This is a genomic window from Neorhizobium sp. 05N33 (genome assembly GCF_056397445.1).
Map to the genome: position 1 here is coordinate 719,348 of NZ_JBFTNK010000003.1, position 21,292 is coordinate 740,639.

Below are 21,292 nucleotides of genomic sequence, written 5' to 3' on the forward strand. Positions count from 1 at the left end.
CGTCAGGCCAGAGAAGGTGTTCATTGCTCTACCCACCATCACACCTCCTCCAGCTCGAACCTGCGGAGTTCCGCAGGCGCTCCGGCGGTTTCCAGGAAGAAGCGGGTGAGCAGGTTGCGAGCGGTGAGGCTGCGGTATTCCGCGCTCGCCCGCCAGTCGGTGAGGGGCTGGTAGTCCTGCTCGAACGCGTCGCGCACGGCCGAGATGGCACCCCAGCTCCAGACCTCGCCGAGGAGTGCGTCCTCGACGTGTTTCGCCCGTTTCGGGGTCGCGGCCATGCCGCCGAAGGCGATGCGGATGGTCTCGACCTTGCCGTCGGCATCAAGCACGAGATGGAAGGCGCCGCAGAGCGCCGAGATGTCCTCATCGCGGCGCTTGGAAATCTTGTAGACGGCGAAATGGCTGCCCTCGGCCGGGCGGGGGACGAAAACCTTCTCGACGAATTCGGTCGGCAGCCGGTCCTGCTTGCCGTAGCTCAGGAAATAATCCTCGAGCGCGATCGTGCGGCGGCCGGAATGGGAGCGCAGCGTCAACTCGGCACCGAGCGCGATCAGAGGCGGCGGAGTGTCGCCGATCGGCGAGCCGTTGGCGATATTGCCGCCGATCGTACCCATGTTGCGCACCTGTTGGCCGCCGATCCGGTCGATCAGCCGGCCAAGCGAGGGGATTTCGTCAGACAGTACGTCGAAAGCCTGGGTGTAACTGACGCCGGCGCCGATAGTGATGCCGGTCTCGTCCGCGCTTATCGACTGCAGTTCGGTCAGGTGGTTGATGAAGATAACCGGGTCGAGGAGCCGCATCTGCTTGGTGACCCACAGGCCGACATCGGTCGCCCCGGCGACGATCGTCGCCTCGGGTTCGTCGGCGAGGATATCGGCAAAGGCGGCGACGGAGGCCGGCACGATCGAGCGGGCGCCATCCTTGGTGATGGTGATCGTGTCGTTGCCCGAATGGATGCCCCAGAGTTTCGCCATGATCTGGATACGGTCGCGCTCCAGCGGATCGAAGAGCGAACTCGGCCGATTGACGGAGATGTGTTCGGCCGCCTTGACGATCGGCTCATAGCCGGTGCAGCGACAGAGATTGCCCTGCAGCGCGCTTTCGATATCGGCGCGTGTCGGCGTGCCGTTGGAGAGCCACAGGCCGTAAAGGGACATGATGAAGCCGGGAGTGCAGAAGCCGCATTGCGAGCCGTGGAAATCGACCATCGCCTGCTGCACCGGATGCAGCGCGCCGTCACGGCCGGCCAGGTGCTCGACGGTCACCACATGCGTGCCGTGCAGGGAGCCTAGGAACCGGATGCAGGCATTGACGCTTTCGTAGCGCAGGCCGTGTTCCGTCAACCGCCCGATCAGCACCGTGCAGGCGCCGCAGTCGCCTTCCGCACAGCCTTCCTTGGTACCTGTCAGCCGCCGCCTCAGGCGAAGATAATCGAGAAGGGTTTCCGTCGGACCAAAATCTCCAAGGGTTATCTCTTCTCCATTCACGATGAAGCGGATGGCTTCGCTCATGTCTCTCCTTCGTCCGCCGTTGCCGGCTCTTGTATTCCGTTACCGGTCGGTCCGGTTACTGCTTTGTTCAGTTATTGGGCGGTCCAGCCGCCGTCTATCGAGATATGCGTGCCGGTAATGCTCTTCGCCGCATCGCTCGCGAGATAGATCGCGGCCTGCGCGACCTCGTCGATCGCCACGAATTCCTTGGTCGCCTGCAGCCTCAGCATCACTTCGCTCTTCACCTCGGCTTCCGAAATACCGCGCTCGCGGGCGGTATCGGGGATCTGCCTTTCGACCAGCGGCGTCAGCACATAGCCCGGGCATATCGCATTCACGGTAATACCGAATTCCGCAAGTTCCAAGGCCGCTGTTTTGGTTAGTCCTAAAATACCATGTTTGGCAGCCACATAGGCGGATTTGAACGGCGAGGCGACCAGCGCGTGGGCCGACGCCACGTTGATGATGCGACCCTTGCCGGTCGCCTTCATCAAGGGAATGCTATGGCGCATCGCGTGGAAGGCCGAGGTCAGCAGGATGGCGATCAGCTGATCCCACTTTTCCGGCGGGAATTCCTCGATCTTCGCGACGTGCTGAATGCCGGCATTGTTGACGAGGACGTCGACCGTGCCGAAGGACTTGACCGCGGTGGCGATCAGGTCCTCGATCTCGGCGGGCCTGGTCATGTCGGCGCCGTGATAAAGCACCGTGCCGGGCCCAAGCGCATCGAGTTCGCGGCGGGTAGCCTCGATCGCGTCAGCCGGTCCGAAACCGTTGATCACCACATTGGCGCCCTCGGCCGCAAATGCCTTTGCAACACCGAGCCCGATGCCGCTCGTGGAGCCGGTGACGACGACGGTTCTGCTCATGCCCAAATCTCCCTGCGATCCAGCCTTCCGGGCGGCGTTCTGTTGCGCCGCGACGATCCGGGCAGGTTATGCCCAAATTCCGTGCGATGGCAATCGGGATCGCCGATCCTGGTCGTCGGGGGGATGCTGGCCGTTGCCGACCATGGATGGCGGTGGCGCAGCAGGCTGAACACCGCCGGAGTAGCGCGCCGGACAAGGCACATTGGTGATGACACCAAAACTTCGAACTGCTATGAGTTCCGGAAGGCGTAGCGAAAGACCTGGGAGGGTCACATGGGACTGTTTGATGGTCTTGGGAGCGTGATCAGCGATGCCCTGGGCGGCAAGCCGGTCAATATACTGGCGGTCGCCGAAAACATCTTTCAAAATGCCGGCGGCTTCAACGGGATCATTGCCCAGCTCAACCAGGCGGGGCTTGGCGAGCAGGTGTCTTCGTGGATCGGTACCGGCTCCAATATTCCGGTTTCCGCCGACCAGATCAGGTCGGCGCTTTCTTTCGAGCAGGTGCGCGGCCTGGCAAATGCCTTCGGCATCAATGTCGATCAACTGCCCCAGCTTCTTGCAGATCACTTGCCGACGGCAGTCGACAAGGCGAGCCCGAACGGGGTTCTCCCGTCCTGACGGGGGCTCCGTAAACTTTCTCCTTAAATCAGAAATGTAGGAAAGATCATGTCTGGGAAATTGATTCTTGCTGCTGCCGGTACGATCCTTGCTGCCCTGACATTCTCATCGCCCGCCAGTGCGCTGACGATGAAGGAGTGCAGCACGAAATATCAGGCCGCAAAGGCTGACGGCTCCGCCGCCACGATGAAGTGGAACGACTACCGCGCCAAGTTCTGCGGCGCTGAAGCCGCCGTCGCGGACAAGGCCGACGAGGACGAAGTCGCAAAAACCGCCGAGAAGGAGCCGGAAAAGCCGACCATGGTTGCTCCGAAGGGCACCAAGTTCCCCAAGGCGGTAGACAAGAAATACGCAACCGAGACGCCTGCCAAGGGACGTCTGCACACCTGCGTCGACGCCTACCATGCCAACAAGGATGCCGGCACGCTCAACGATCTGAAATGGATCCAGAAGGGCGGCGGTTACTGGAGCCTGTGCAACACGGCACTCAAGGCTGCAGGCTGATTGGATGCCGACGGACAGGGAAAGGCGCGTCGCGCCCTTCCTTTTCCGTTTGACAGGCTTTTGCCGTTTCTGTTCAAACCAGTTCCAAAGCATTGCATGAACTGGGAGGGACGGCATTGGGTGGTTATGTTCTGGCGATCGATCAGGGGACGACATCGACGCGGGCGATCGTGTTCGACGGCGACATGCGGATTGCCGGCATCGGCCAGAAGGAATTCACCCAGATCTTCCCGAAATCCGGCTGGGTCGAGCATGATCCGGAAGAGATCTGGGAAACCGTGCTCTGGGCGATCAAGCAGGCTCTGAAGGAAGCCAAGCTGAAGGCCTCCGAGATTGCCGCGATCGGCATCACCAACCAGCGCGAGACGGTCGTCGTCTGGGAGCGCGAGAGCGGCAAACCGATCCACAATGCCATCGTCTGGCAGGACCGCCGCACCGCCAGCTATTGCGAAAAGCTGAAACGCCAGGACCTCGAAAAGCTGTTCACCCGCCGCACCGGCCTGCTGCTCGACCCCTATTTTTCAGGCACCAAGCTTTCCTGGATGCTCGCCAACGTGAAGGGTGCGCGGGCGAGGGCGGCCAAGGGCGAACTCTGCTTCGGCACGATCGACACCTTCCTGATCTGGCGCCTGACCGGTGGAAAAAGCTTCGTCACCGATGCGACCAATGCCTCGCGCACGCTGATCTACAACATCGCCGATAACCATTGGGACGAGGACCTCCTCGAAATCCTGCGCATCCCGGCCGCCATGCTACCGGAGGTCAAGGATTGCGCCGACGAATTCGGCATCACCGACGAAAGCCTGTTCGGTGCGGCGATCCCGATCCTCGGCGTCGCCGGCGACCAGCAGGCGGCGGTCATCGGCCAGGCCTGTTTCGAGCCGGGCATGATGAAATCCACCTACGGCACCGGCTGCTTCGCGGTGCTGAATACCGGCGCCGACATGGTGCGCTCCAAGAACCGGCTGCTCACCACCATCGCCTATCGCCTGAATGGCGAAACGACCTATGCGCTGGAAGGCTCGATCTTCATCGCCGGCGCTGCCGTGCAATGGCTGCGCGACGGGCTCGGCATCATCGAAAGAGCTTCCCAATCCGGGGAGTTGGCGCAAGAAGCTGATCCTCAACAGGAAGTCTACCTGGTACCCGCCTTTACCGGCCTCGGCGCGCCCTATTGGGATGCGGAAGCGCGCGGCGCCATGTTCGGCCTGACGCGTGCGACCGGTCCTGCGGAAATCTCCCGCGCCGCGTTGGAGGCGGTCTGCTACCAGACCCGCGACCTCTACGACGCGATGCAGAAGGACTGGCGCAATGCCAACGGCAGCACGGTCCTGCGCGTCGATGGCGGGATGGTTGCGTCGGACTGGACGATGCAGCGGCTCTCGGATCTGATCGACGCGCCGGTCGACCGGCCGACCATTCTGGAGACGACGGCGCTTGGAGCCGCCTGGCTCGCCGGCTCCAAGGCGGGCGTCTGGCCGGACCAAAAAGCCTTCGCAAAAAGCTGGGCGCGGCAGCGGCGATTCGAGCCGCAGATGGATGAAAAGACCCGTTCTGCGAAAATCCGCGGCTGGAAGGATGCCGTCAGGAGAACATTAACAAATGCGTAAGTACTTATTTTCAATTAACCATTTATCGAGAATTAGAATCAAATGCGAAACGCGTCATTTTCGCACCATGTTCGTTGCCTTATCCTCATTGAGGACGGTAAGAGGGTAGGCATGTATCGAATTCCGCAGATTTTGGCATTCCTGTTGGTGCTTGGCGCCTCTCTGGCCATCAGCCGTTCGGCAGAGGCCGGTTATTCCCACTTCATCTATGACGCGAAGAGCGGCAAGGTTCTGGCGTCGGAAAATGCCGACGAGATCAACCACCCGGCATCGCTTACCAAGATGATGACGCTCTACATGACCTTCGAGGCGCTGCGCGAGGGCCGCCTCAAGTGGGACCAGGATATCGTCGTGACGCCGAATGCGGCGTCGAAAATTCCCTCCAAGCTCGGCGTGCTGGCGGGTCGAACGATCACAGTACGCGAGGCCGTGCTTGGCATGGTCGTGCGCTCCGCCAATGATGCCGCCGCGACGATGGGTGATTATCTCGGCGGCTCGGAAGACCGTTTCGGGGTGATGATGACCAAGAAGGCGCGGGCGCTCGGCATGAGCCGCACCGTGTTCCGCAATGCGTCCGGCCTGCCGGACGACGAACAGGTGACGACGGCGCGCGACATGGCCCAGCTGGCGCTGGCGCTGATCCGCGACTTTCCCAAGGAATATCAGCTCTTTTCTTTGAAGAACATGGAGTTCCGCGGCAAGCGCCTGCGCGGCCACAACAACCTGATGTATCGCTATCCCGGCATGGACGGCGTCAAGACCGGCTTTATCAACGCTTCCGGCTACAATATCGCCAGCGCCGTCAATATCGACGGCCGCCGGGTGATCGGCGTCGTCATGGGCGGCAAGAGCGCCCGCAAGCGCGACGACCAGATGGCAGCGCTGCTCGACCGCTACGTGCCTGGCAACACTGCGGCACCCGGCGGTCTCGTGGCATTCCAAGCGCAGAAGCGGCCGGCCGAAGACACCGCGCCGCTCGCCTTCGCGACGCCTTCGCCGCGCAAGGAGATCGCGCTTGGCGTTGCGCCCAAGACCGCGCTCGCCAATCTCTATGCCGCGCCTCCGAACGCCGTTCCCCAGACCACGCCAGTCCAGACCGCGCCAGTCCCGACGGCCCCATCCCGGATGGCGTCGTCTCAGACAATGACGTCCCCGCAGCCGGTCGGGTCGCTCTGGCGCATCCAGATCGCCGCCGCCGCCAGCCGCGACCAGGCATCCGCGCTGCTCGAAAAGGCAATGCCGCTGCTCACCCAAGGGTATGGCCGCGTCGCGCCGAGCGTCGAAAGTTATGCCGATAGCGGCAAGGAAATCTTCCGCGCTCGCTTCGTCGGTTTTGCCGACGGCGATGCCGCCACGCGCGCCTGCTCGGTCCTGCAGGCCAAGGCGATCACCTGTTTCGTGGTACGATAAACGGATAAAACGCGCCGCCGGATCACCGGCGGCGCGTTGCTTCCCCGACGGATCTCAGCCCTTGACCGGCGCGTTCATCGCCCAGGCGACGCCGAAGGGGTCGCGGACCTGGCCGTAGCGGTCGCCCCAGAACATCACCTGCAGCTCGGTCTCCACCGTCATGCCGGCGTCGACGGCGCGTTTCCACCAGAAATCGATGTCGTCGACTGGCAGCATCATGGTGAAGGCCTGCGGCTTTTCGAGCGGGTGGCCGTAATCCGGATAGGGGTCGCCGAGCATCACCGAACTGCCGTTGATATAGAGATGGATGTGCATCGTATGGCCCTGGTCATCCACCGGATGAAAGGATTCGATCTCCGCGCCGAGGGCGTTTTTGTAATATTCGGCAGCCTTCATCGCCCCGTCGAGCTGAAGATAGGCGACCACGCCGCCGCGGACGGGCGAAGCTACCTGATTGTCGTTCGTCTGGGCACTCGTATCCATGATTTTCCCTCCTGTTCGGGTCGTTCTCGTCCATGCCGGACAATACAAGGACGAACGAGAGAAGGAGACGCCGACATGGGGCGGCGATTTTTTTACGCAGTTTCGCCGGATGGAGTTAGGTGTCCCATTTGACCCGCCGAAGATCGGCGGCACCATCGACGATGCGGACAACGCGAACCGTGTCGTCGGCGATCGCGTAGAGGGCGAGCCACCTTTCCACCAGAAGCATGCGGGCGGATTGCGCAATATCGGGCCGCCCCGGTCCCATCTCGGGATGATCCGATAATCGCGATATGCGGGCCTCCAGGCGCTCGGCAACCGCATCGGCCATGGCCACTCCGCTTTTGTCGGCGATCCAGGACCAGATGTCCAACATGTCGTCACGAGCCCGGCTGGAATAAACGACCATCTTGGCCATGGATCAAGGCTTGCCCGCACGTCTGCTGCGGCCTTCGGCCTTGATCGCTTTCAAATCCAGAGGGCGATAATCGCCGCTCTCGACACCTTCGCTCCACGCTATTTTCAGGCGCGTCAGATTATCGGCTGCGTGGTCCTGTTCCTCCAGCAGGCGCAAGGCCTCCTCGACGACTTCGCTCGAAGAGCGATAGTGTCCCGATTCGACCTTGGATTTGACAAACTCGGCCAGATCGTCCGTCAGCGAAACATGGATGTCCATCGACAGCTCCTTCCCTCCAATGATGAAAGCAGTCAGGGATTTTTACAAGCGATTTCGAACTTCAAACCCGTCCCGCAAATTCCTTCACCAGGCCCTCATAGTCCTCCATCGGCGGGAAGGTTTCGTAGGAATGCACGGCCGGTGTCGTCGCCCAGGGCAGCTTTTCGGACGTATAGGTCTCGATGAAGGGCACGAACCATTGCGGGTCGTCGAGCATGGTCGGGCGGAGGTTGACGAACCAGTCCATGCCGACCGGCCTCGTAAACATCCAGCTCTTGCAATGCGGGCAGTGATAGTGGTGGGCGTCGTCGCCATGCAGGCCGCCGATCACCGGCGCACCTTGCGTCACCTCGAACCCTTCGGACGGGATCGCGGCAGACAGCGAAAAGGCGCTGGCGCTCATCTTCTGGCAGCCGGTGCAATGGCAGGCCATGGTCAGGATCGGCGGCGCGCTGATTTTTAGCCGCACCTGCCCGCAGCGGCATCCGCCTTCCATGGGAAGAGTGGGTTTGGGCATGTTTGTATCTCCATTTTGTCAACGCAACGGGGCGGCTACGGCATTTGATCACGCCGGGCGTTTCGGGATATCCAGGCCCCGCTGGACCGCTGGTCTTGCCAGCGCGCGCTCCAGCCATTCCGGCACGCGTTTCAGCTGATCGTATTCCACGAATTCGCCGGCGCCGTAGAAGCCGATCAGGTTGCGTACCCAGCCGAGCATGGCGATGTCGGCGATCGAATATTCGTCGCCCATCACCCAATCGCGGCCCTCGAGACGGGTCTCCAGCACGCGGATGATGCGGTGCGATTCCTTGGCATAACGGTCGCGCGGGCGCTTGTCCTCGATGTCCTTGCCGGCAAACTTGTGGAAGAAGCCGAGCTGGCCGAACATCGGCCCGACGCCAGCCATCTGGAACATCACCCACTCGATGGTCTCGTAGCGCCTGGCCGGATCCGGGGACATCAGCTTGCCGGTCTTTTCCGCCAGGTAGAGGAGGATCGCCCCCGACTCGAACAACGCCAGCGGCTTGCCGCCGGGGCCGTTGGGATCGAGGATCGCCGGGATCTTTCCGTTCGGGTTGAGCGACAGATATTCCGGCCCCCAGGTCTCATCGGCGCCGATATTGATGAAATGCGGCTCGTAGGGCAGGCCGATTTCTTCGAGCATGATCGAAACCTTCACGCCGTTCGGCGTCGGCGTCGAATAGAGCTGCAGAACGTCCGGGTTCTGGGCGGGCCATCTGGAGGTGATCGGGAAGGCGGAAAGGTCGGCCATATCGGGGTTCCTTGGGAGGCAGAGTTTTTGTTCCCGCGGAATATAGCCACCGGCGCGCGATGCGCCAGTGGCGATCTCATCGAAGTCAGCGGGCGCTGGCCGGGAAAGCCGGCAGCTTGCCGATATCGTCTGCGTCGTGCTGGACGACCAGCTTTGCGTTCAGCTGCTTGGCGATCCGGTTCATGCGCTCCATCGAGGCGAGGCTTTCGGCCCGGTCGATGTTGAAGGGCGGCACGCCGTTGTTTCCGATCTGCTCTTCGAAATGCACGACGTCACCGGAGAGCAGGACCGGTCCGCTCTGCGGCAGTTTGACGAGCAGCGCCGTCTCGCCCTTGGTGTGGCCAGGCATGGCGAGCATCGTGACGGAACCGTCGCCGAACACGTCGCGATCGCCGGAAACCGGGTCGATCTTTGCCTTGCCGTCCATCCAGGGCTGGACGAGCACCGGCATGACCCCGAAAGGCAGGGGATTTTCGTGCAGGCTTTCCCAGTCGCCGGCGCCGATCATCAGCGTCGCCTTTGCAAAGGTCGAGGCCTGGCCGAGATGGTCGAAATGGTTGTGGCTGATGCCGACGATGCCGATCTGATCCGGCTTGATGCCGATCTTTGCGAGCTGGGTCGGGATGTCGACGGAAAGCGATGGCGCGAGCGGCTGGCCGAGGTCCGGCGCCTTGCCGATCAGGGCCGCCGGCAGGCCGGTATCCCAGAGCAGGTAATCTGCACCGTGGCGGATCGCATAGCAGCTGTCGGTCAGGGTGCGGCTTTCGCCTTTATAAGCGAACGTATCGGAAAAGCTCGACAGGTCCTTGACCACGATCGAGCCGCAATCGAGCCGCCACAGTTCGAGATCGGCTGCGGCGCGAGCGGAGCCCGACAGGGTGAAGAGGGCGACGCCCGCGGCCAGAACGGAAGCGCCAAGGGTGGAAAGGGTGGCTAAGGTCTTCATCAAAAGTCTCCTGCGTTGAAGCCACGCCTTCTGCCTGCTTTCGACATCCCGTCAGGGCCGGATTTTTAACCGCTTGAGCCCGAAACGCTCACCTGAAGTGTTTTTCATCGTCGGTCCTGCGCTATACTGCGGCCATGAACCTGATCGTCACCCAGCGTCTTCCCGATCTTTCCCGCCGCCTGCTCGACCGTCTGCGCCCGATGGTGGCGGGGCGTCTCAAGCCCGGCATGAACGCCTATGCCGAGCAGCTGTTCATCTATTGCTGTTTCGACCGGGAGAAGGTGAAGGCGCTGGAGCTCGAAGATCCGATGATCGGCATCGTGCTCTACGGACAGAAGGAAATCTGGTTCGGCGACCGGACGCATGCCTTCCCGCCGGGCTCCGTCTTCGTCCTGCCGCGCAAGGTGCCGATGGATGTCGTCAACATTCCCGACGAGACGACCGGGTTCTACGTCGCACTGCGCCTCGACGTTCCGTCGCTGCCGGAAGGGATACCGCCGCTCTCGAGGGCGGAGCGGCTGAAGGGCGGCGAGTTGGGCAATTTCGGCGTGCCGCTCAGCGAAGGTCTGGTGGAGGCGCTCTGTCATGCGGCCACCACGATTGCCGACGGGGCCATCGGCGAAACGATCAAGCGGCTGCGGATGGCCGAGGTGCTGGCATTGCTCCGCCCGTTGCCGGAAGCGCGGCTGCTGTTCCGCCAGAGCCTTTCGGACGAGATCGCCTGGCTTATCGCCACTGCCCCTTCCGAACAGTGGAGCATAACCGAGGTCGCCGAACAGATCGGCATCGGGGCCTCGACGCTGCGGCGTCGCCTTTCCCTGGAGGGTGCCTCGTTCCGGGCCATCCTTCGGCGGGAGCGGCTGAAGGCAGGGCAGAACGCCATATCCTCGGGCGCCTCCAGCATCGCTGCAGCGGAGGCGGCCGGTTATGCCTCGCGGTCGCATTTCTCCCGCCGTTTCCGCGAGACTTTCGGCACCAGTCCGACCGGTCGGCCCTGATCCATCAAAAAATTGCTGCACCCTGTCGGCAGCCGCGCTAATCCTTCGTCTTCATTGAGAGAAGGAGCTACGCATGCTTTACGCCATCCTTTGCTACGCCCATGAGGAAACCGTCTTCGCCTGGTCCAAGGAGGAAGAGGATGCCGTCATGGCGAGGCTCATCGAGGTGCAGGCGCCTTACGCGCAGGCCGGCAAGCTCGGCCCGGTCGGACGGCTGATGCCCACGACCGCTGCGACGACCGTGCGAAAAGGCAAGGAAGAACCGCTGGTGCTCGACGGGCCGTTTGCGGAAACCAAGGAAGTGCTGCTCGGTTTCTACACGCTTGATGTCGAGACGCTGGAAGAGGCGGTCGCCTTTTCGAAGGCGCTTTCGGTCGTCAATCCCGGATCCAGTTCCTACGAAATCCGGCCCTTCTACGTCTTCCATCCCGGCGAAATCAAAAATAGCGAGACCAAGACATGACAGATATTGCCTGGATCGATCTTGCCCTGACGGCCGCCCGGCCGCAGGCGCTCGGCGCGCTCCTTCGCTACTTCCGCGATCTGGACATCGCGGAAGAGGCCTTCCAGGAGGCGTGCCTGCGCGCCATCAAGACCTGGCCGGACAAGGGCCCGCCGCGCGATCCGGCCGCCTGGCTGATCTTCGTTGGCCGCAACAGCGGCATCGACGTGGTCCGCAAGCGCTCCAAGAACGATCCATTGCCGGAGGAGGAAGCCTTCTCCGATCTGTCCGATGCCGAAGGTGACATGGCCGATCGGCTCGACAATTCCCATTACCGCGACGATATCCTGCGGCTGATGTTCATCTGCTGTCATCCGGACCTGCCGGCGACCCAGCAGATCGCGCTGGCGCTCAGGATCGTTTCCGGCCTCAGCGTCGCCCAGATCGCCCGCGCCTTCCTCGTCGGCGACAGCGCCATGGAGCAGCGCATCACCCGCGCCAAGGCGCGCGTCGCCAAGGCCGGCGTGCCGTTCGAGACGCCAGGGCCTTCGGAACGGACAGAGCGGCTCGGTATCGTCTCGTCGATGATCTATCTGGTCTTCAACGAGGGATATTCGGCCGGCATCACCAACGCCGACAGCGCTGCATTCTGCGACGAGGCGATCCGGCTTGCGCGCCTCCTGCTGCGGATCTTCCCGGCAGAGCCGGAGATCATGGGCCTATTGGCGCTGATGCTGCTGCAGCATTCGCGTGCCAGAACGCGCATCGACAAGGACGGCCAGATCGTGCTTCTCGAGGACCAGGACCGCAGCCGCTGGGACAGCAAGCTGATCAACGAGGCCCTGGCGCTGCTCGACAAGGCGATCCGGCACCGCAAGCCCGGCCCCTACCAGGTGCAGGCGGCGATCTCGGCGCTGCATGCTCGCGCCGCGACGCCGAAGGATACGGACTGGAAGGAGATCACCATGCTCTACGGTCTCCTGGAGCGCATCCAGCCGTCGCCGGTCGTCACCCTCAACAAGGCTGTCGCGGTCTCGAAGCTCGAAGGGCCGGAGGCGGCGCTCGACATGATCGCACCGCTTGCCGACAAGCTCGACGGCTATTTCTATTTCCACGGTGTCAAGGGCGGGCTGATGATGCAGGCCGGCCAACGGCGCGAAGCCCGCGTGGCCTTCGACCGGGCGATCGCGCTTGCCAATTCCGCCGCCGAATGCGCCCATATCCGCCAGCAGATCGATAAGCTGGGAGCGGTGACGCCGCTGGTGGAGTAGGGCGGGCAATCGCAGGCAGGGCTGCCCCTCATCCGGCTGCCGCCACCTTCTCCCCGCGCGCGGGGAGAAGGACGCAAGACGCGCCGGCCTGCCTCGATCATCGGCGACGAATGGGGCAAGTCCCCTCTCCCCGTTTTTACGGGGAGAGGGTTAGGGTGAGGGGCAACCGCAGATACAATGCCCCCGCTACCGCCTCGGCTGCCGTAACGTCATCTCCACGGCAATCGTGTCGCCTGCGGTAATTCCGGTCTTTTTCCGCACTGCGTCCTTCAAAGGCAGGAGATAGGTCTCGTCCTTCGGGAAGAGCGACGTGCAGAACGAGACCCCCGCTATGGTGGCGTCGACCGGGATTACGCCCCAGCCGTAGCTCACGAGTTTCGATAGCCGCCTGATCTCCTCCGCATGGTTCAGTGGGAGCGGTGCGAAGAAGAAAGGTGACGGGCCGCGCCAGTGGATGACCGTCGCCTCAAATATGAACTGGACCATTGCCCCTCCCGATGCCTGTCACCCGGTTCCGAAAATATTTGCTGCAGACCCTTAAAAAATTCCATGACACTTGTCGGATATCGTTCTCGTAACACGTCCTAGGTTCAACATCGGATGAGATGTTTCGTGAAACTCGAGGGAGACAGACGATGACCGCCAATACCGACAAGCACGCCTTGCAGATCGTCCGCGAGATGAACGTGCCGGCCGACAAGCTCTACAAGGCCTGGACCACGCCGGAACGCATGGGCGAATGGTTCTGCCCGCAGCCGTGGAAAGTAACCGAAGCCCGGATGGACGTCCGTGCAGGCGGATCGAGCTTCATCCTGATGGAAGGGCCGAACGGTGAGAAGATCCCCAATTATGGGATCTATCTGGAAGTGGTGCCGAACAAGAAACTGGTCTTCACCGACGCCTATACCAGCGCCTGGGTGCCGTCGGAAAAGCCGTTCATGACCGCGGTCGTCGAATTCGAGGACCTCGGCAACGGCCGCACGAAATATATCGCGACGGCCTATCACTGGACGGAGGAAGACAAGAATGCCCATCAGCAGATGGGCTTCGAGGAAGGCTGGGGTATCGTTGCCAGACAGCTCGAAGAGATCGCCAAGACGTTCTGAAGCACGAGTTGCCGCCCGGGTGAGGCTCGGGCGGCTTCGCCGGTCTCAAGGCGCTTTCGGGATTGATTCAGAAGGCTGCCGTAAGTCTTTGAAAACGGATTCGAACTTCGTTTGGCAATTCACCGGGTGCCGGGGCGCCGGGTCACTCGGGTACGGGGTTCCTCCGGTTCCTGCGCCTGGGGGATCAGCGCTTCCGGTATCGTCAGGCTCGAATAGACGCGGTTGCGGCCGTTCTTTTTTGCCATGTAGAGAAGCTGATCGGCGGCGTTGAGCTGGTTGCCGAAGGTCTCGCGCTCCTCCATTTCCATGACGCCGATGGAGATGGTCACCGATATGTCCTTGTCCTGCAGCGGGATGGTGGTGGTTTGGACGCGGCTGCGTACCTGTTCGCAGAAGGAATGAGCCTGGAAGGCGTTGGTGTCCTTCATGTAGATTGCGAACTCTTCGCCGCCGAGGCGGGCAGCGAGGTATCGCTTGTCGATGGTCATCTCCCTGAGGGTGCTGGCAAGACGCTTCAGCACCTGGTCGCCGGCCTCGTGGCCGTAGGTGTCGTTGACCGACTTGAAATGGTCGATGTCGAGGATGGCAACCGCGTCGTTTGGCGGTGCAGGCTCCAGGGGCGGGTTCTTTTCGAAGAAGAAGCGGCGGTTTGCGAGACCCGTCAGATGGTCTCGTTCCGCCAGATAACGCAGCCGCTTCAGCTGGGTCAGCGTTTCGACATTGTTGTCGATGCGGCATTGCAGCTCTTCCGGGACGAAGGGACGGTAGATGAAATCCGACGCTCCGGCTTTCAGGAAGCTTGCGGAGAGGCCGCGGTCGGTCGAAGACGAAACCCCGATAATGCGCAGCTCGTCCGATGGCCGGGTTGCGCGAATGCGCCTCGTCAGCTCGTGTCCGTCCATGTCGGGCATGTTGTAGTCGGTGATCACCAGTTCGATCGATGGATTGTCGGCAAGCATATCCAGGGCCTCCTTGCCGGAAAGGGCTTCGAGGACACGGAAGTTCTGCCGCTGCATGATCTCGACCAGACCGGAACGGGCCCATCTCGCGTCATCGACGACGAGTACGGAAAAGGCGTTGTTGGTCAGGATGCGGTTCACGGTCCTGACGACCGTATCGACCGTTCTGTTGTCGCTCTTGACGATATAGTCGATGATCTTCCGCTCGGTGTAGCGGATGGTGCCCTCCGTCTCGGAGGTTGCCGTGAAGACGATTGTCGGAACCGCGTATTCGGCCAGCAGGGCAAGGATCTCGCCGTTTGGCGCATCGGGCAGGTTGAGGCCGGTCACGGCCAGGGTGAATTTCTGCCCCGCCAGCAGCATGCGAGCTTGAGCCAGGCTCGCACAGCAAAAGGTCCTGCCGGCCGTCTCCCGCTCGAGCCGCTGTCGCAGCAATGCCGAAAGGGCGGCGGAATCCTCGACGATAAGGATGTCATTCGACGATTGCAGGTTCGGAACGTCCGAGTCCGGCCGATTTCCGGTGCCGTCATTCATTCGATTTACCTAAACGCTGTTCCTGTTGGCCGGGGAGAATATGCCCGATGGATTACCATTCTCTTAGAATCTAAACCTATGTTTGCGTCCAAAATCTCGTAGTCCCGTTTCGGTTGCCAAGTCATGGGGCCGGCGACGCCGGTCGGCCCCGGCACCTATCCATTCCATCGAACGATGCCTTCGAAAGAATAGCATTTGCGTCAAAGGTGCCTGATAACTATCTGACGGGCATCAACGAATGGATTTCTTCAAGATGGAACTCGGACTTCATACCTTTGGCGATGTCGATGCCGCAGCACTGGACAAGGGCGCGGAAGGCGCAAGGCGGACCAAGGATCTGCTGGAGGAGATCGCGCTTGCCGATCAGGTGGGGCTCGACGTGTTCGGGCTGGGCGAACACCATCGCCCGGACTACGTAATCTCGTCGCCCTCGACCGTGCTTGCCGCGGCCGCCGCGATCACCAAGAATATCCGGCTGACCAGCGCCGTCTCGGTGCTCTCGTCCGACGATCCGGTGCGGGTCTTCCAGCAGTTTTCGACCGTCGATCTCATTTCGAATGGGCGGGCGGAGATCATGGCGGGCCGCGGCTCGTTCATCGAATCCTATCCGCTGTTCGGCTACGACCTCGGCGACTATGACGAGCTGTTTTCCGAAAAGCTCGACCTGCTGCTCGCCATCCGCGATCAGGAGATCGTCACCTGGCAGGGTGAGAAGCGCGCGCCGATCAACGGCCGCGGCGTCTATCCACGCCCGCTGCAGAAGGAACTGCCGATCTGGATCGCCGTCGGCGGCACGCCGCAATCAGTGGCGCGGGCAGGGGCCATGGGCCTGCCGCTCGCGGTCGCCATCATTGGCGGCGAATATCCGCGCTTCGCCCCCTTCTTCAACCTCTACCGGGAGGCCGCCCGCCGCGCCGGTCAGGATCCGGTCAAGCTGAAGACCAGCATCAACGTGCATGGTTTCATCGCCGATACGACCGAGGCCGCTGCCGACCAGTTCTACGGCCCGCAGGCGGAGGTGATGAACCGCATCGGCCGCGAACGCGGCTGGGGGCCGACCAACCGGGCGCATTTCGACGAGGCGCGCTCGACGCTGGGCAATCTCTTCCTCGGGGAGCCGGAGCTGGTGGCCGAAAAGATCATCGCCGCCCACAAGGTGTTCGGCATGGATCGGTTCCTGCTGCAGATGGCGATCGGTCCGATGCCGCACGCCCAGGTGATGCGCGGCATCGAGCTCTACGGCACGAAAGTCGCCCCGCTGGTCAGAAAAGAACTGGGGTCGTCAGAAAAGAATTGACGGGCTCGGCCGATGGCGCGAAACCGGCGCCGAGTTTGAACGTATTGGGACGTAAAGCAGACCATGGTTATTTCCACCGAAGACGAACTGGCCAAGCTGAAGGATATCGGCAGGCTTTGCGCGCAGGCGATGGAGACCATGGCAAAGGCGCTGGAACCGGGCATCACTACCCGCGAACTCGACGCGATCGGCCGCAAGTTCCTGGAGGACAATGGTGCACAATCGGCGCCGGAGACCTGCTACCAGTTTCCGGGCGCCACCTGCATCAGCGTCAACGAGGAAGTCGCCCATGGCATTCCGGGCGACCGGGTGATCCAGGCGGGCGACCTCGTCAATATCGACGTGTCGGCGGTCAAGGACGGTTTTTTCGGCGATACGGGCTCCTCCTACGCCGTGCCGCCGGTGAAGCGCGAGATCGAAAAACTCTGCCGCGACGGCCGCCGGGCGCTATGGACCGGGCTGCAGCAGGTCAAGGCCGGCAAGCCGCTTTCCGGTATCGGCAATGCAATCGGAAACTTCGCCAAGAAGAACCGCTATACGCTGATCACCAATCTTTCGAGCCACGGCATCGGCCTGACGCTGCATGACGAGCCGAAGGAAATCCCCACCTGGCCGGATCGCCACGAGACGCGCTCGATGGAAGACGGGCTGGTGTTTACCATCGAGCCGTTCCTGTCACTCGGCGCCAACTGGGCCGAGGACGGCAGCAATGGCGATCCCTGGACGCTCTACAGCGACCCCAAGGCACCCACCGTGCAATATGAGCATACGATCGTCGCGACCCGTAACGGACCGCTGATCCTGACGCTTGCAGATTGAGGGAAGACCTGCCGTCGCGGCAGGTCGGTCAGTTGTGCTTGTTGGCGCCCGACACGGCATCGACGCGACGATAGAAGGCGTCGGTACGCTCCGTCTGAAGGTTTCCCAGCATCTGGCGCGCATAGACGCGGGACGCACTCTGCAGCAATTGCGCGAAAGCGGCGTAACCGACAGCGTCGGCCTGGCGAAGCTGGGCGATCAACGGATCGACAAGCACTTCGGATAGGGTCAGGTCATGTTCCATGCGCATGCCTCCGCGCCCCGATGGCGATGGCTCAGAGATTGGCTTGCTTTCATGTCAGCAGCAAGACGGTTTCGGTCATGCACTGCACCAAATCGTCGCGGCACATGCACGATCGCTTGTGTACCGATCCATCACTCCGGTGCATCGCTGCAATGAAAATTCCTTATTTGCCGCGACCGGGCGCGGCTGCGATAACCGTGCCATGCTGCAGATCAATACGAGTTATTCGCACCGCCCCCTGTTGATCGGCTTTGCCGGCGCCATCGCCATGGCGGCGGCGATGGGTTTCGGGCGTTTCTTCTACACGCCGATCCTGCCCGGCATGATGACCGGCATTCCGCTTTCGGCGGCCGATGCGGGGTATATCGCGGCGGGCAATTTCGCCGGTTATCTCGCCGGCGCCATTCTCTCCGCCTATGGCTGGGCGGCGGGGCGCGAGCGCAATGTGGCGCTCGGCGGGCTTCTGGCGACCGCGATCCTGCTTGCCGCCATGGCCGCGACCGACTCCGTCGTCGCCTTTATCGTCATCCGGTTTCTGGCAGGCCTTGCGAGCGCGCTTGCGATGATCTTCACCTCGTCGATCGTGCTGCCCTATGCGGTCGGCCGCGACAATGTGAACGTCCTGCATTTCGGCGGCGTCGGGCTTGGCATCGCGCTCTCTTCGGCGCTGGTCTTCGTCGTCAATACGATGGTCGGCGATGGCGCGCACGGCTGGCGGACGAACTGGCTCGCCGGCGCGGCGATCGTGCTCGTCGTGCTCGCCGTTGTCGCGTGGATCCTGCCGAAACAGGCGATCGGCACCGGCGCGGCGGTCGAACCGCCGCTTAAATGGCGCAGGCCGCTCGTGCTGCTCACTGCCTCCTATGGACTGTTCGGCTTCGGCTACGTGATCACCGCGACCTTCCTCGTCACCATCGCGCGGATGGGGAATGCCGGCCCGGTCGTCGAATTCCTCGCCTGGTTCCTGACCGGCTCGGCGGCCGCCGTTTCACTCCTGCTCTGGCGGCCGGTGGTCAACCGCTTCGGGCTCGGCAAAACCTATGCCACGGCGCTCGGCCTGCAGATGGTCGGGGTGCTCGGTTCGGTCATGCTGCCGCCGACGGCGGGTGCGCTTGTCGGCGGGCTGCTGCTCGGCGTCACCTTCATGGTGATCACCGCCTACGGGCTGCAGATCGGCCGGAAGCTCTCGCCGGAAAGCCCGCGCCGGGCACTCGCCTCCGCCACCGCCGCCTTCGGCACCGGCCAGATCATCGGCCCGCTGGTCGCCGGCTGGATCGCTCAAGGGAGCGGCAGTTTCGTCGCCCCGACGCTTCTTGCGGCGGCGGCCCTTGTCGTGTGCGTCCTGCTCGCACTCCCGGTTGCGCGCAGCGCTTCCTAATAATCCCGTGGTTACAATTGCGTAACAAAATGACGGGGCCATTGCCGCTCCCTTGGAACTGCCTTAGTTTCCGGCTCAACAGTCTTTTCCGACATCCCGCCGACTCGAACTCAGGAAAGCCAAAGCTCCGTGTTCCACTCCTTCTTTCCCCGGCCGAAACTGTTCGCACTTTCGGGCGTCGTTTGGGCCATTGTTACCATCCTGGCCTGGTATTTCGTCTTCGACGGTCTTGGCGCATCCTTCGGATATGTGATGCCGGAGCGGGAACCTTACGATCTTTCCTATTTCCTGGTGCCTGCGAACCTTTGGTTCTATGCGTATTTCGCAGTCTGCCTATTGCTGTTCGGGGGCACCTGGAGCGTGATTGCCCATGACCATCCCTGGAAGCGCTGGTCGGTCTGGGGCTCGCTGCTGATCATCGCGGTGACCTATTTCGGGGTGCAGGTTTCGGTGGTGATCAACAATTGGCGCCGGCCGTTCGGCGATCTGCTGCAGAATGCCCTTTCGAAACAGCCCGGCATTACCGCCTGGAATTTCTACGATCTTCAGATCGTCTTCGCCCAGATCGTCTTCCTCAGCATGGCGGTCTCGATCCTGACGGACTTTTTCACCAGCCACTACATCTTCCGCTGGCGCACGGCGATGAACGACTTCTACATGTCGAAATGGGAAAAGCTGCGCCACATCGAAGGCGCCTCCCAGCGCGTCCAGGAAGATACGATGCGGTTTTCCGCAACGCTCGAGGGCCTCGGCATCAACCTGATCAATGCGGTGATGACGCTGGTCGTCTTCCTGCCGATCCTGTTCGCGCTGTCCGGTTACGTCTCCGAGCTTCCGTTCATCGGCGAGGTGCCGCATGCGCTGTTCTGGCTCGCCATCTTCTGGTCGGCGTTCGGCACCGTTCTTCTGGCGACGGTCGGCATCAAGCTGCCGGGGCTGAATTTCCGCAACCAGCGCGTCGAGGCGGCCTATCGCAAGGAACTGGTCTATGGCGAGGACCATGCCGACCGCGCACGGCCGGCGACCATCAACGAGCTCTACAGCAACGTGCGGAGGAACTATTTCCGCATGTACTTCCATTACCTCTATTTCAACGTGGCGCGTTATTTCTACATCCAGGCCGACGCCGTCTTCCTGCTGCTGATGCTGGTGCCGACCATCGTCGCGGGCAAGATAACCTATGGTATCTACCAGCAGATCGCCACCGCCTTCGGCCAGGTGAGCAACTCGTTCCAGTACCTCGTCACATCCTGGACGACGATCATCGAACTGCTCTCCATCCACAAGCGCCTCAAGGCTTTCGAAGCGGCGATCGACGACCAGCCGCTGCCGACCATCGACCAGCATTACCTTGAGCGCGAAGCCGAAGCCGGCGAGATCGCGGCCGACCGGCCGTATTGATTTCGTCCGCAGGTTTTTAGAACAGCATTTTGGGCCGCGCCGGACGTCACTCCGGCGCGGTTTTGGTCTGGGATTGGGGCAGGCGGTATCGAGTATGTGGGAGGTAGGCGATTTGTGCCTGCCCCGGCTGCTTCTTTGCGGTCTTCAGAGGATTTCCGAGCCCTCGTCACCCGCCTTGGCAACCATCACCGGAAACCGGGGTCCGAAAACCTTGGAGGAGAGTGCCGGTTCGCGAACCCGGTTTCCCATCCGATGACAGGTTGATTATGGGATGGTTTTGGATAAGCGAGGACGGACGGGGACGTGGATGTCCGCAAGGTATTGATGCGGTTGAGGCTTTTTTCATGGGCAGGGGAATCGTCACCGGTTTCGAGCAGGGGAGACGCGCAAAAAGAGTCTTTCGCGCCGCTGACGCAGCGCGGCTGGATTCCTGTGACATGCACAGGAATGAGGGAGATAGGGGAGCTGTCCGCGATTATCTGCAACGCCTCAGACCTGGGTTCCTCTTTGCAAAAGGAACCTCGAAACTAGCTTCCGAAGACACATCGGATTTGGAGTGAAGGCTTGGGCCTAAACCACCCTCATTCCTGTGCTTGTCACAGGAATCCAGCAGCCGCGCGTCTGCGCGGCGGGGACTCTGCCCCAACGACTTCATAACGAATGCAGATGCGAGGCGATGTCCTCCCAATCCGGATTGCGTTCCTCGATCAGATTGAGTTTCCATTTCCGCGGCCATTTCTTCATCGTCTTCTCGCGGGTGATCGCGTCGACAAGGAGGTCGTATTCCTCGAACCAGACGAGCGTCTTGACCGCGTATTTCGACGTGAAGCCGGGTGTGAGTTCGTTCTGGTGTTCGTAAAGGCGGCCGGGGAGATCGCGCGTCACGCCGATATACAGCGTACCATTGCGTTTAGAGGCGAGAATGTAGACGTAACCCTTCATGGTTGAAGTGTGGCGCCGG

The 21,292-nt window shown here is 61.9% G+C and carries 24 protein-coding genes; 12 read left to right on the plus strand and 12 right to left on the minus strand.

Annotated elements, in window-relative coordinates:
• Positions 1-38: 38 nt before the first annotated feature.
• On the minus strand, positions 39-1,511 hold the full coding sequence (gene xdhA, locus AC1DLT_RS12325) for a xanthine dehydrogenase small subunit (protein ID WP_477486893.1): 1,473 nt from the start codon (positions 1,509-1,511) through the stop codon (positions 39-41).
• A gap of 71 nt (positions 1,512-1,582) precedes the next feature.
• Entirely contained in the window at positions 1,583-2,359 is a 777-nt protein-coding gene (locus AC1DLT_RS12330) for a 3-hydroxybutyrate dehydrogenase (protein ID WP_477486894.1), read from the minus strand.
• A gap of 273 nt (positions 2,360-2,632) precedes the next feature.
• Between AC1DLT_RS12330 and AC1DLT_RS12335 the strand changes: the two genes are divergently transcribed.
• The 4 genes from AC1DLT_RS12335 to AC1DLT_RS12350 all read left to right on the plus strand — a co-directional run bounded on the left by AC1DLT_RS12335 (position 2,633) and on the right by AC1DLT_RS12350 (position 6,504).
• On the plus strand, positions 2,633-2,980 hold the full coding sequence (locus AC1DLT_RS12335; RefSeq protein WP_477486895.1) for a YidB family protein: 348 nt from the start codon (positions 2,633-2,635) through the stop codon (positions 2,978-2,980).
• Positions 2,981-3,028: 48 nt separating this feature from the next.
• Positions 3,029-3,484, plus strand: coding sequence for a hypothetical protein (locus tag AC1DLT_RS12340; RefSeq protein WP_038544406.1), 456 nt, complete (start codon positions 3,029-3,031; stop codon positions 3,482-3,484).
• Between the two features lie 116 nt (positions 3,485-3,600).
• Positions 3,601-5,094 (plus strand): glycerol kinase GlpK, encoded by a 1,494-nt coding sequence (glpK, locus tag AC1DLT_RS12345; RefSeq protein ID WP_247137157.1) that lies wholly within the window; start codon positions 3,601-3,603, stop codon positions 5,092-5,094.
• A 111-nt stretch (positions 5,095-5,205) separates the two neighbouring features.
• Positions 5,206-6,504 carry a D-alanyl-D-alanine carboxypeptidase gene (locus tag AC1DLT_RS12350; RefSeq protein ID WP_477486896.1) on the plus strand — a complete coding sequence of 433 codons (1,299 nt, stop codon included), beginning with the start codon at positions 5,206-5,208 and terminating at the stop codon, positions 6,502-6,504.
• A 54-nt stretch (positions 6,505-6,558) separates the two neighbouring features.
• Here the strand turns inward: AC1DLT_RS12350 and AC1DLT_RS12355 are convergent, their stop codons facing one another.
• From AC1DLT_RS12355 to AC1DLT_RS12380, 6 genes are all read right to left on the minus strand, one after another.
• Positions 6,559-6,987, minus strand: coding sequence for a VOC family protein (locus tag AC1DLT_RS12355; RefSeq protein WP_477486897.1), 429 nt, complete (start codon positions 6,985-6,987; stop codon positions 6,559-6,561).
• A gap of 115 nt (positions 6,988-7,102) precedes the next feature.
• On the minus strand, positions 7,103-7,405 hold the full coding sequence (locus tag AC1DLT_RS12360) for a type II toxin-antitoxin system RelE/ParE family toxin (protein WP_038544399.1): 303 nt from the start codon (positions 7,403-7,405) through the stop codon (positions 7,103-7,105).
• A gap of 3 nt (positions 7,406-7,408) precedes the next feature.
• On the minus strand, positions 7,409-7,663 hold the full coding sequence (locus AC1DLT_RS12365; RefSeq protein WP_038544398.1) for a type II toxin-antitoxin system ParD family antitoxin: 255 nt from the start codon (positions 7,661-7,663) through the stop codon (positions 7,409-7,411).
• Positions 7,664-7,724: 61 nt separating this feature from the next.
• Positions 7,725-8,180: a GFA family protein gene (locus tag AC1DLT_RS12370; protein WP_477486898.1), complete on the minus strand. Its 456-nt coding sequence runs from the start codon at positions 8,178-8,180 to the stop codon at positions 7,725-7,727.
• A gap of 48 nt (positions 8,181-8,228) precedes the next feature.
• The gene (locus AC1DLT_RS12375; RefSeq protein WP_477486899.1) at positions 8,229-8,936 is read right to left on the minus strand and encodes a glutathione S-transferase N-terminal domain-containing protein; all 708 of its coding nucleotides are present in this window, start codon (positions 8,934-8,936) and stop codon (positions 8,229-8,231) included.
• Positions 8,937-9,021: 85 nt separating this feature from the next.
• On the minus strand, positions 9,022-9,882 hold the full coding sequence (locus tag AC1DLT_RS12380; protein WP_477486900.1) for an N-acyl homoserine lactonase family protein: 861 nt from the start codon (positions 9,880-9,882) through the stop codon (positions 9,022-9,024).
• Between the two features lie 134 nt (positions 9,883-10,016).
• Between AC1DLT_RS12380 and AC1DLT_RS12385 the strand changes: the two genes are divergently transcribed.
• From AC1DLT_RS12385 to AC1DLT_RS12395, 3 genes are all read left to right on the plus strand, one after another.
• Positions 10,017-10,880 carry a helix-turn-helix domain-containing protein gene (locus AC1DLT_RS12385; protein WP_477486901.1) on the plus strand — a complete coding sequence of 288 codons (864 nt, stop codon included), beginning with the start codon at positions 10,017-10,019 and terminating at the stop codon, positions 10,878-10,880.
• Between the two features lie 73 nt (positions 10,881-10,953).
• Complete coding sequence (locus AC1DLT_RS12390) at positions 10,954-11,343, plus strand: YciI family protein (RefSeq protein ID WP_247039254.1); 390 nt, start codon at positions 10,954-10,956, stop codon at positions 11,341-11,343.
• Positions 11,340-12,593 (plus strand): RNA polymerase sigma factor, encoded by a 1,254-nt coding sequence (locus AC1DLT_RS12395; protein ID WP_477486902.1) that lies wholly within the window; start codon positions 11,340-11,342, stop codon positions 12,591-12,593. The genes AC1DLT_RS12390 and AC1DLT_RS12395 overlap by 4 nt, the downstream gene beginning before the upstream one ends.
• A 186-nt stretch (positions 12,594-12,779) precedes the next feature.
• Here AC1DLT_RS12395 and AC1DLT_RS12400 read toward each other — a convergent pair whose 3' ends face one another.
• Complete coding sequence (locus AC1DLT_RS12400; protein ID WP_477486903.1) at positions 12,780-13,079, minus strand: DUF1905 domain-containing protein; 300 nt, start codon at positions 13,077-13,079, stop codon at positions 12,780-12,782.
• Positions 13,080-13,228: 149 nt separating this feature from the next.
• On the opposite strand from AC1DLT_RS12400, the gene AC1DLT_RS12405 reads away from it, so the two are divergent.
• The gene (locus AC1DLT_RS12405; protein ID WP_477486904.1) at positions 13,229-13,699 is read left to right on the plus strand and encodes an SRPBCC family protein; all 471 of its coding nucleotides are present in this window, start codon (positions 13,229-13,231) and stop codon (positions 13,697-13,699) included.
• Between the two features lie 119 nt (positions 13,700-13,818).
• On the opposite strand, the gene AC1DLT_RS12410 is transcribed toward AC1DLT_RS12405, so the two are convergent.
• A complete protein-coding gene (locus tag AC1DLT_RS12410) occupies positions 13,819-15,192 on the minus strand; it encodes a GGDEF domain-containing response regulator (protein WP_477486905.1) in 1,374 nt (457 codons plus the stop codon).
• A gap of 253 nt (positions 15,193-15,445) precedes the next feature.
• Here AC1DLT_RS12410 and AC1DLT_RS12415 point away from each other — a divergent pair, with 253 nt between their 5' ends.
• Both AC1DLT_RS12415 and map read left to right on the plus strand, forming a co-directional pair.
• Complete coding sequence (locus AC1DLT_RS12415; RefSeq protein WP_477486925.1) at positions 15,446-16,489, plus strand: LLM class flavin-dependent oxidoreductase; 1,044 nt, start codon at positions 15,446-15,448, stop codon at positions 16,487-16,489.
• Between the two features lie 63 nt (positions 16,490-16,552).
• A complete protein-coding gene (map, locus tag AC1DLT_RS12420) occupies positions 16,553-17,308 on the plus strand; it encodes a type I methionyl aminopeptidase (RefSeq protein WP_038544385.1) in 756 nt (251 codons plus the stop codon).
• A 28-nt stretch (positions 17,309-17,336) separates the two neighbouring features.
• On the opposite strand, the gene AC1DLT_RS12425 is transcribed toward map, so the two are convergent.
• On the minus strand, positions 17,337-17,552 hold the full coding sequence (locus AC1DLT_RS12425; protein ID WP_038544383.1) for a hypothetical protein: 216 nt from the start codon (positions 17,550-17,552) through the stop codon (positions 17,337-17,339).
• A 202-nt stretch (positions 17,553-17,754) separates the two neighbouring features.
• Here AC1DLT_RS12425 and AC1DLT_RS12430 point away from each other — a divergent pair, with 202 nt between their 5' ends.
• Both AC1DLT_RS12430 and sbmA read left to right on the plus strand, forming a co-directional pair.
• On the plus strand, positions 17,755-18,930 hold the full coding sequence (locus tag AC1DLT_RS12430) for a YbfB/YjiJ family MFS transporter (RefSeq protein ID WP_477486906.1): 1,176 nt from the start codon (positions 17,755-17,757) through the stop codon (positions 18,928-18,930).
• Between the two features lie 129 nt (positions 18,931-19,059).
• On the plus strand, positions 19,060-20,331 hold the full coding sequence (gene sbmA / locus AC1DLT_RS12435; protein WP_477486907.1) for a peptide antibiotic transporter SbmA: 1,272 nt from the start codon (positions 19,060-19,062) through the stop codon (positions 20,329-20,331).
• A 651-nt stretch (positions 20,332-20,982) separates the two neighbouring features.
• Here the strand turns inward: sbmA and AC1DLT_RS12440 are convergent.
• Entirely contained in the window at positions 20,983-21,273 is a 291-nt protein-coding gene (locus AC1DLT_RS12440) for a GIY-YIG nuclease family protein (RefSeq protein WP_477486926.1), read from the minus strand.
• Positions 21,274-21,292 lie beyond the last annotated feature (19 nt).

What these genes read in the sequence shown, in the direction of transcription:
- xdhA (WP_477486893.1), bottom strand. Translation starts at nt 1,511, where the DNA reads ATGAGCGAAGCCATCCGCTTCATCGTGAATGGAGAAGAGATAACCCTT.
- AC1DLT_RS12330 (WP_477486894.1), bottom strand. Translation starts at nt 2,359, where the DNA reads ATGAGCAGAACCGTCGTCGTCACCGGCTCCACGAGCGGCATCGGGCTC.
- AC1DLT_RS12335 (WP_477486895.1), top strand. Translation starts at nt 2,633, where the DNA reads ATGGGACTGTTTGATGGTCTTGGGAGCGTGATCAGCGATGCCCTGGGC.
- AC1DLT_RS12340 (WP_038544406.1), top strand. Translation starts at nt 3,029, where the DNA reads ATGTCTGGGAAATTGATTCTTGCTGCTGCCGGTACGATCCTTGCTGCC.
- AC1DLT_RS12350 (WP_477486896.1), top strand. Translation starts at nt 5,206, where the DNA reads ATGTATCGAATTCCGCAGATTTTGGCATTCCTGTTGGTGCTTGGCGCC.
- AC1DLT_RS12355 (WP_477486897.1), bottom strand. Translation starts at nt 6,987, where the DNA reads ATGGATACGAGTGCCCAGACGAACGACAATCAGGTAGCTTCGCCCGTC.
- AC1DLT_RS12360 (WP_038544399.1), bottom strand. Translation starts at nt 7,405, where the DNA reads ATGGCCAAGATGGTCGTTTATTCCAGCCGGGCTCGTGACGACATGTTG.
- AC1DLT_RS12365 (WP_038544398.1), bottom strand. Translation starts at nt 7,663, where the DNA reads ATGGACATCCATGTTTCGCTGACGGACGATCTGGCCGAGTTTGTCAAA.
- AC1DLT_RS12370 (WP_477486898.1), bottom strand. Translation starts at nt 8,180, where the DNA reads ATGCCCAAACCCACTCTTCCCATGGAAGGCGGATGCCGCTGCGGGCAG.
- AC1DLT_RS12375 (WP_477486899.1), bottom strand. Translation starts at nt 8,936, where the DNA reads ATGGCCGACCTTTCCGCCTTCCCGATCACCTCCAGATGGCCCGCCCAG.
- AC1DLT_RS12380 (WP_477486900.1), bottom strand. Translation starts at nt 9,882, where the DNA reads ATGAAGACCTTAGCCACCCTTTCCACCCTTGGCGCTTCCGTTCTGGCC.
- AC1DLT_RS12385 (WP_477486901.1), top strand. Translation starts at nt 10,017, where the DNA reads ATGAACCTGATCGTCACCCAGCGTCTTCCCGATCTTTCCCGCCGCCTG.
- AC1DLT_RS12390 (WP_247039254.1), top strand. Translation starts at nt 10,954, where the DNA reads ATGCTTTACGCCATCCTTTGCTACGCCCATGAGGAAACCGTCTTCGCC.
- AC1DLT_RS12395 (WP_477486902.1), top strand. Translation starts at nt 11,340, where the DNA reads ATGACAGATATTGCCTGGATCGATCTTGCCCTGACGGCCGCCCGGCCG.
- AC1DLT_RS12400 (WP_477486903.1), bottom strand. Translation starts at nt 13,079, where the DNA reads ATGGTCCAGTTCATATTTGAGGCGACGGTCATCCACTGGCGCGGCCCG.
- AC1DLT_RS12405 (WP_477486904.1), top strand. Translation starts at nt 13,229, where the DNA reads ATGACCGCCAATACCGACAAGCACGCCTTGCAGATCGTCCGCGAGATG.
- AC1DLT_RS12410 (WP_477486905.1), bottom strand. Translation starts at nt 15,192, where the DNA reads ATGAATGACGGCACCGGAAATCGGCCGGACTCGGACGTTCCGAACCTG.
- AC1DLT_RS12415 (WP_477486925.1), top strand. Translation starts at nt 15,446, where the DNA reads ATGGAACTCGGACTTCATACCTTTGGCGATGTCGATGCCGCAGCACTG.
- map (WP_038544385.1), top strand. Translation starts at nt 16,553, where the DNA reads ATGGTTATTTCCACCGAAGACGAACTGGCCAAGCTGAAGGATATCGGC.
- AC1DLT_RS12425 (WP_038544383.1), bottom strand. Translation starts at nt 17,552, where the DNA reads ATGGAACATGACCTGACCCTATCCGAAGTGCTTGTCGATCCGTTGATC.
- AC1DLT_RS12430 (WP_477486906.1), top strand. Translation starts at nt 17,755, where the DNA reads ATGCTGCAGATCAATACGAGTTATTCGCACCGCCCCCTGTTGATCGGC.
- AC1DLT_RS12440 (WP_477486926.1), bottom strand. Translation starts at nt 21,273, where the DNA reads ATGAAGGGTTACGTCTACATTCTCGCCTCTAAACGCAATGGTACGCTG.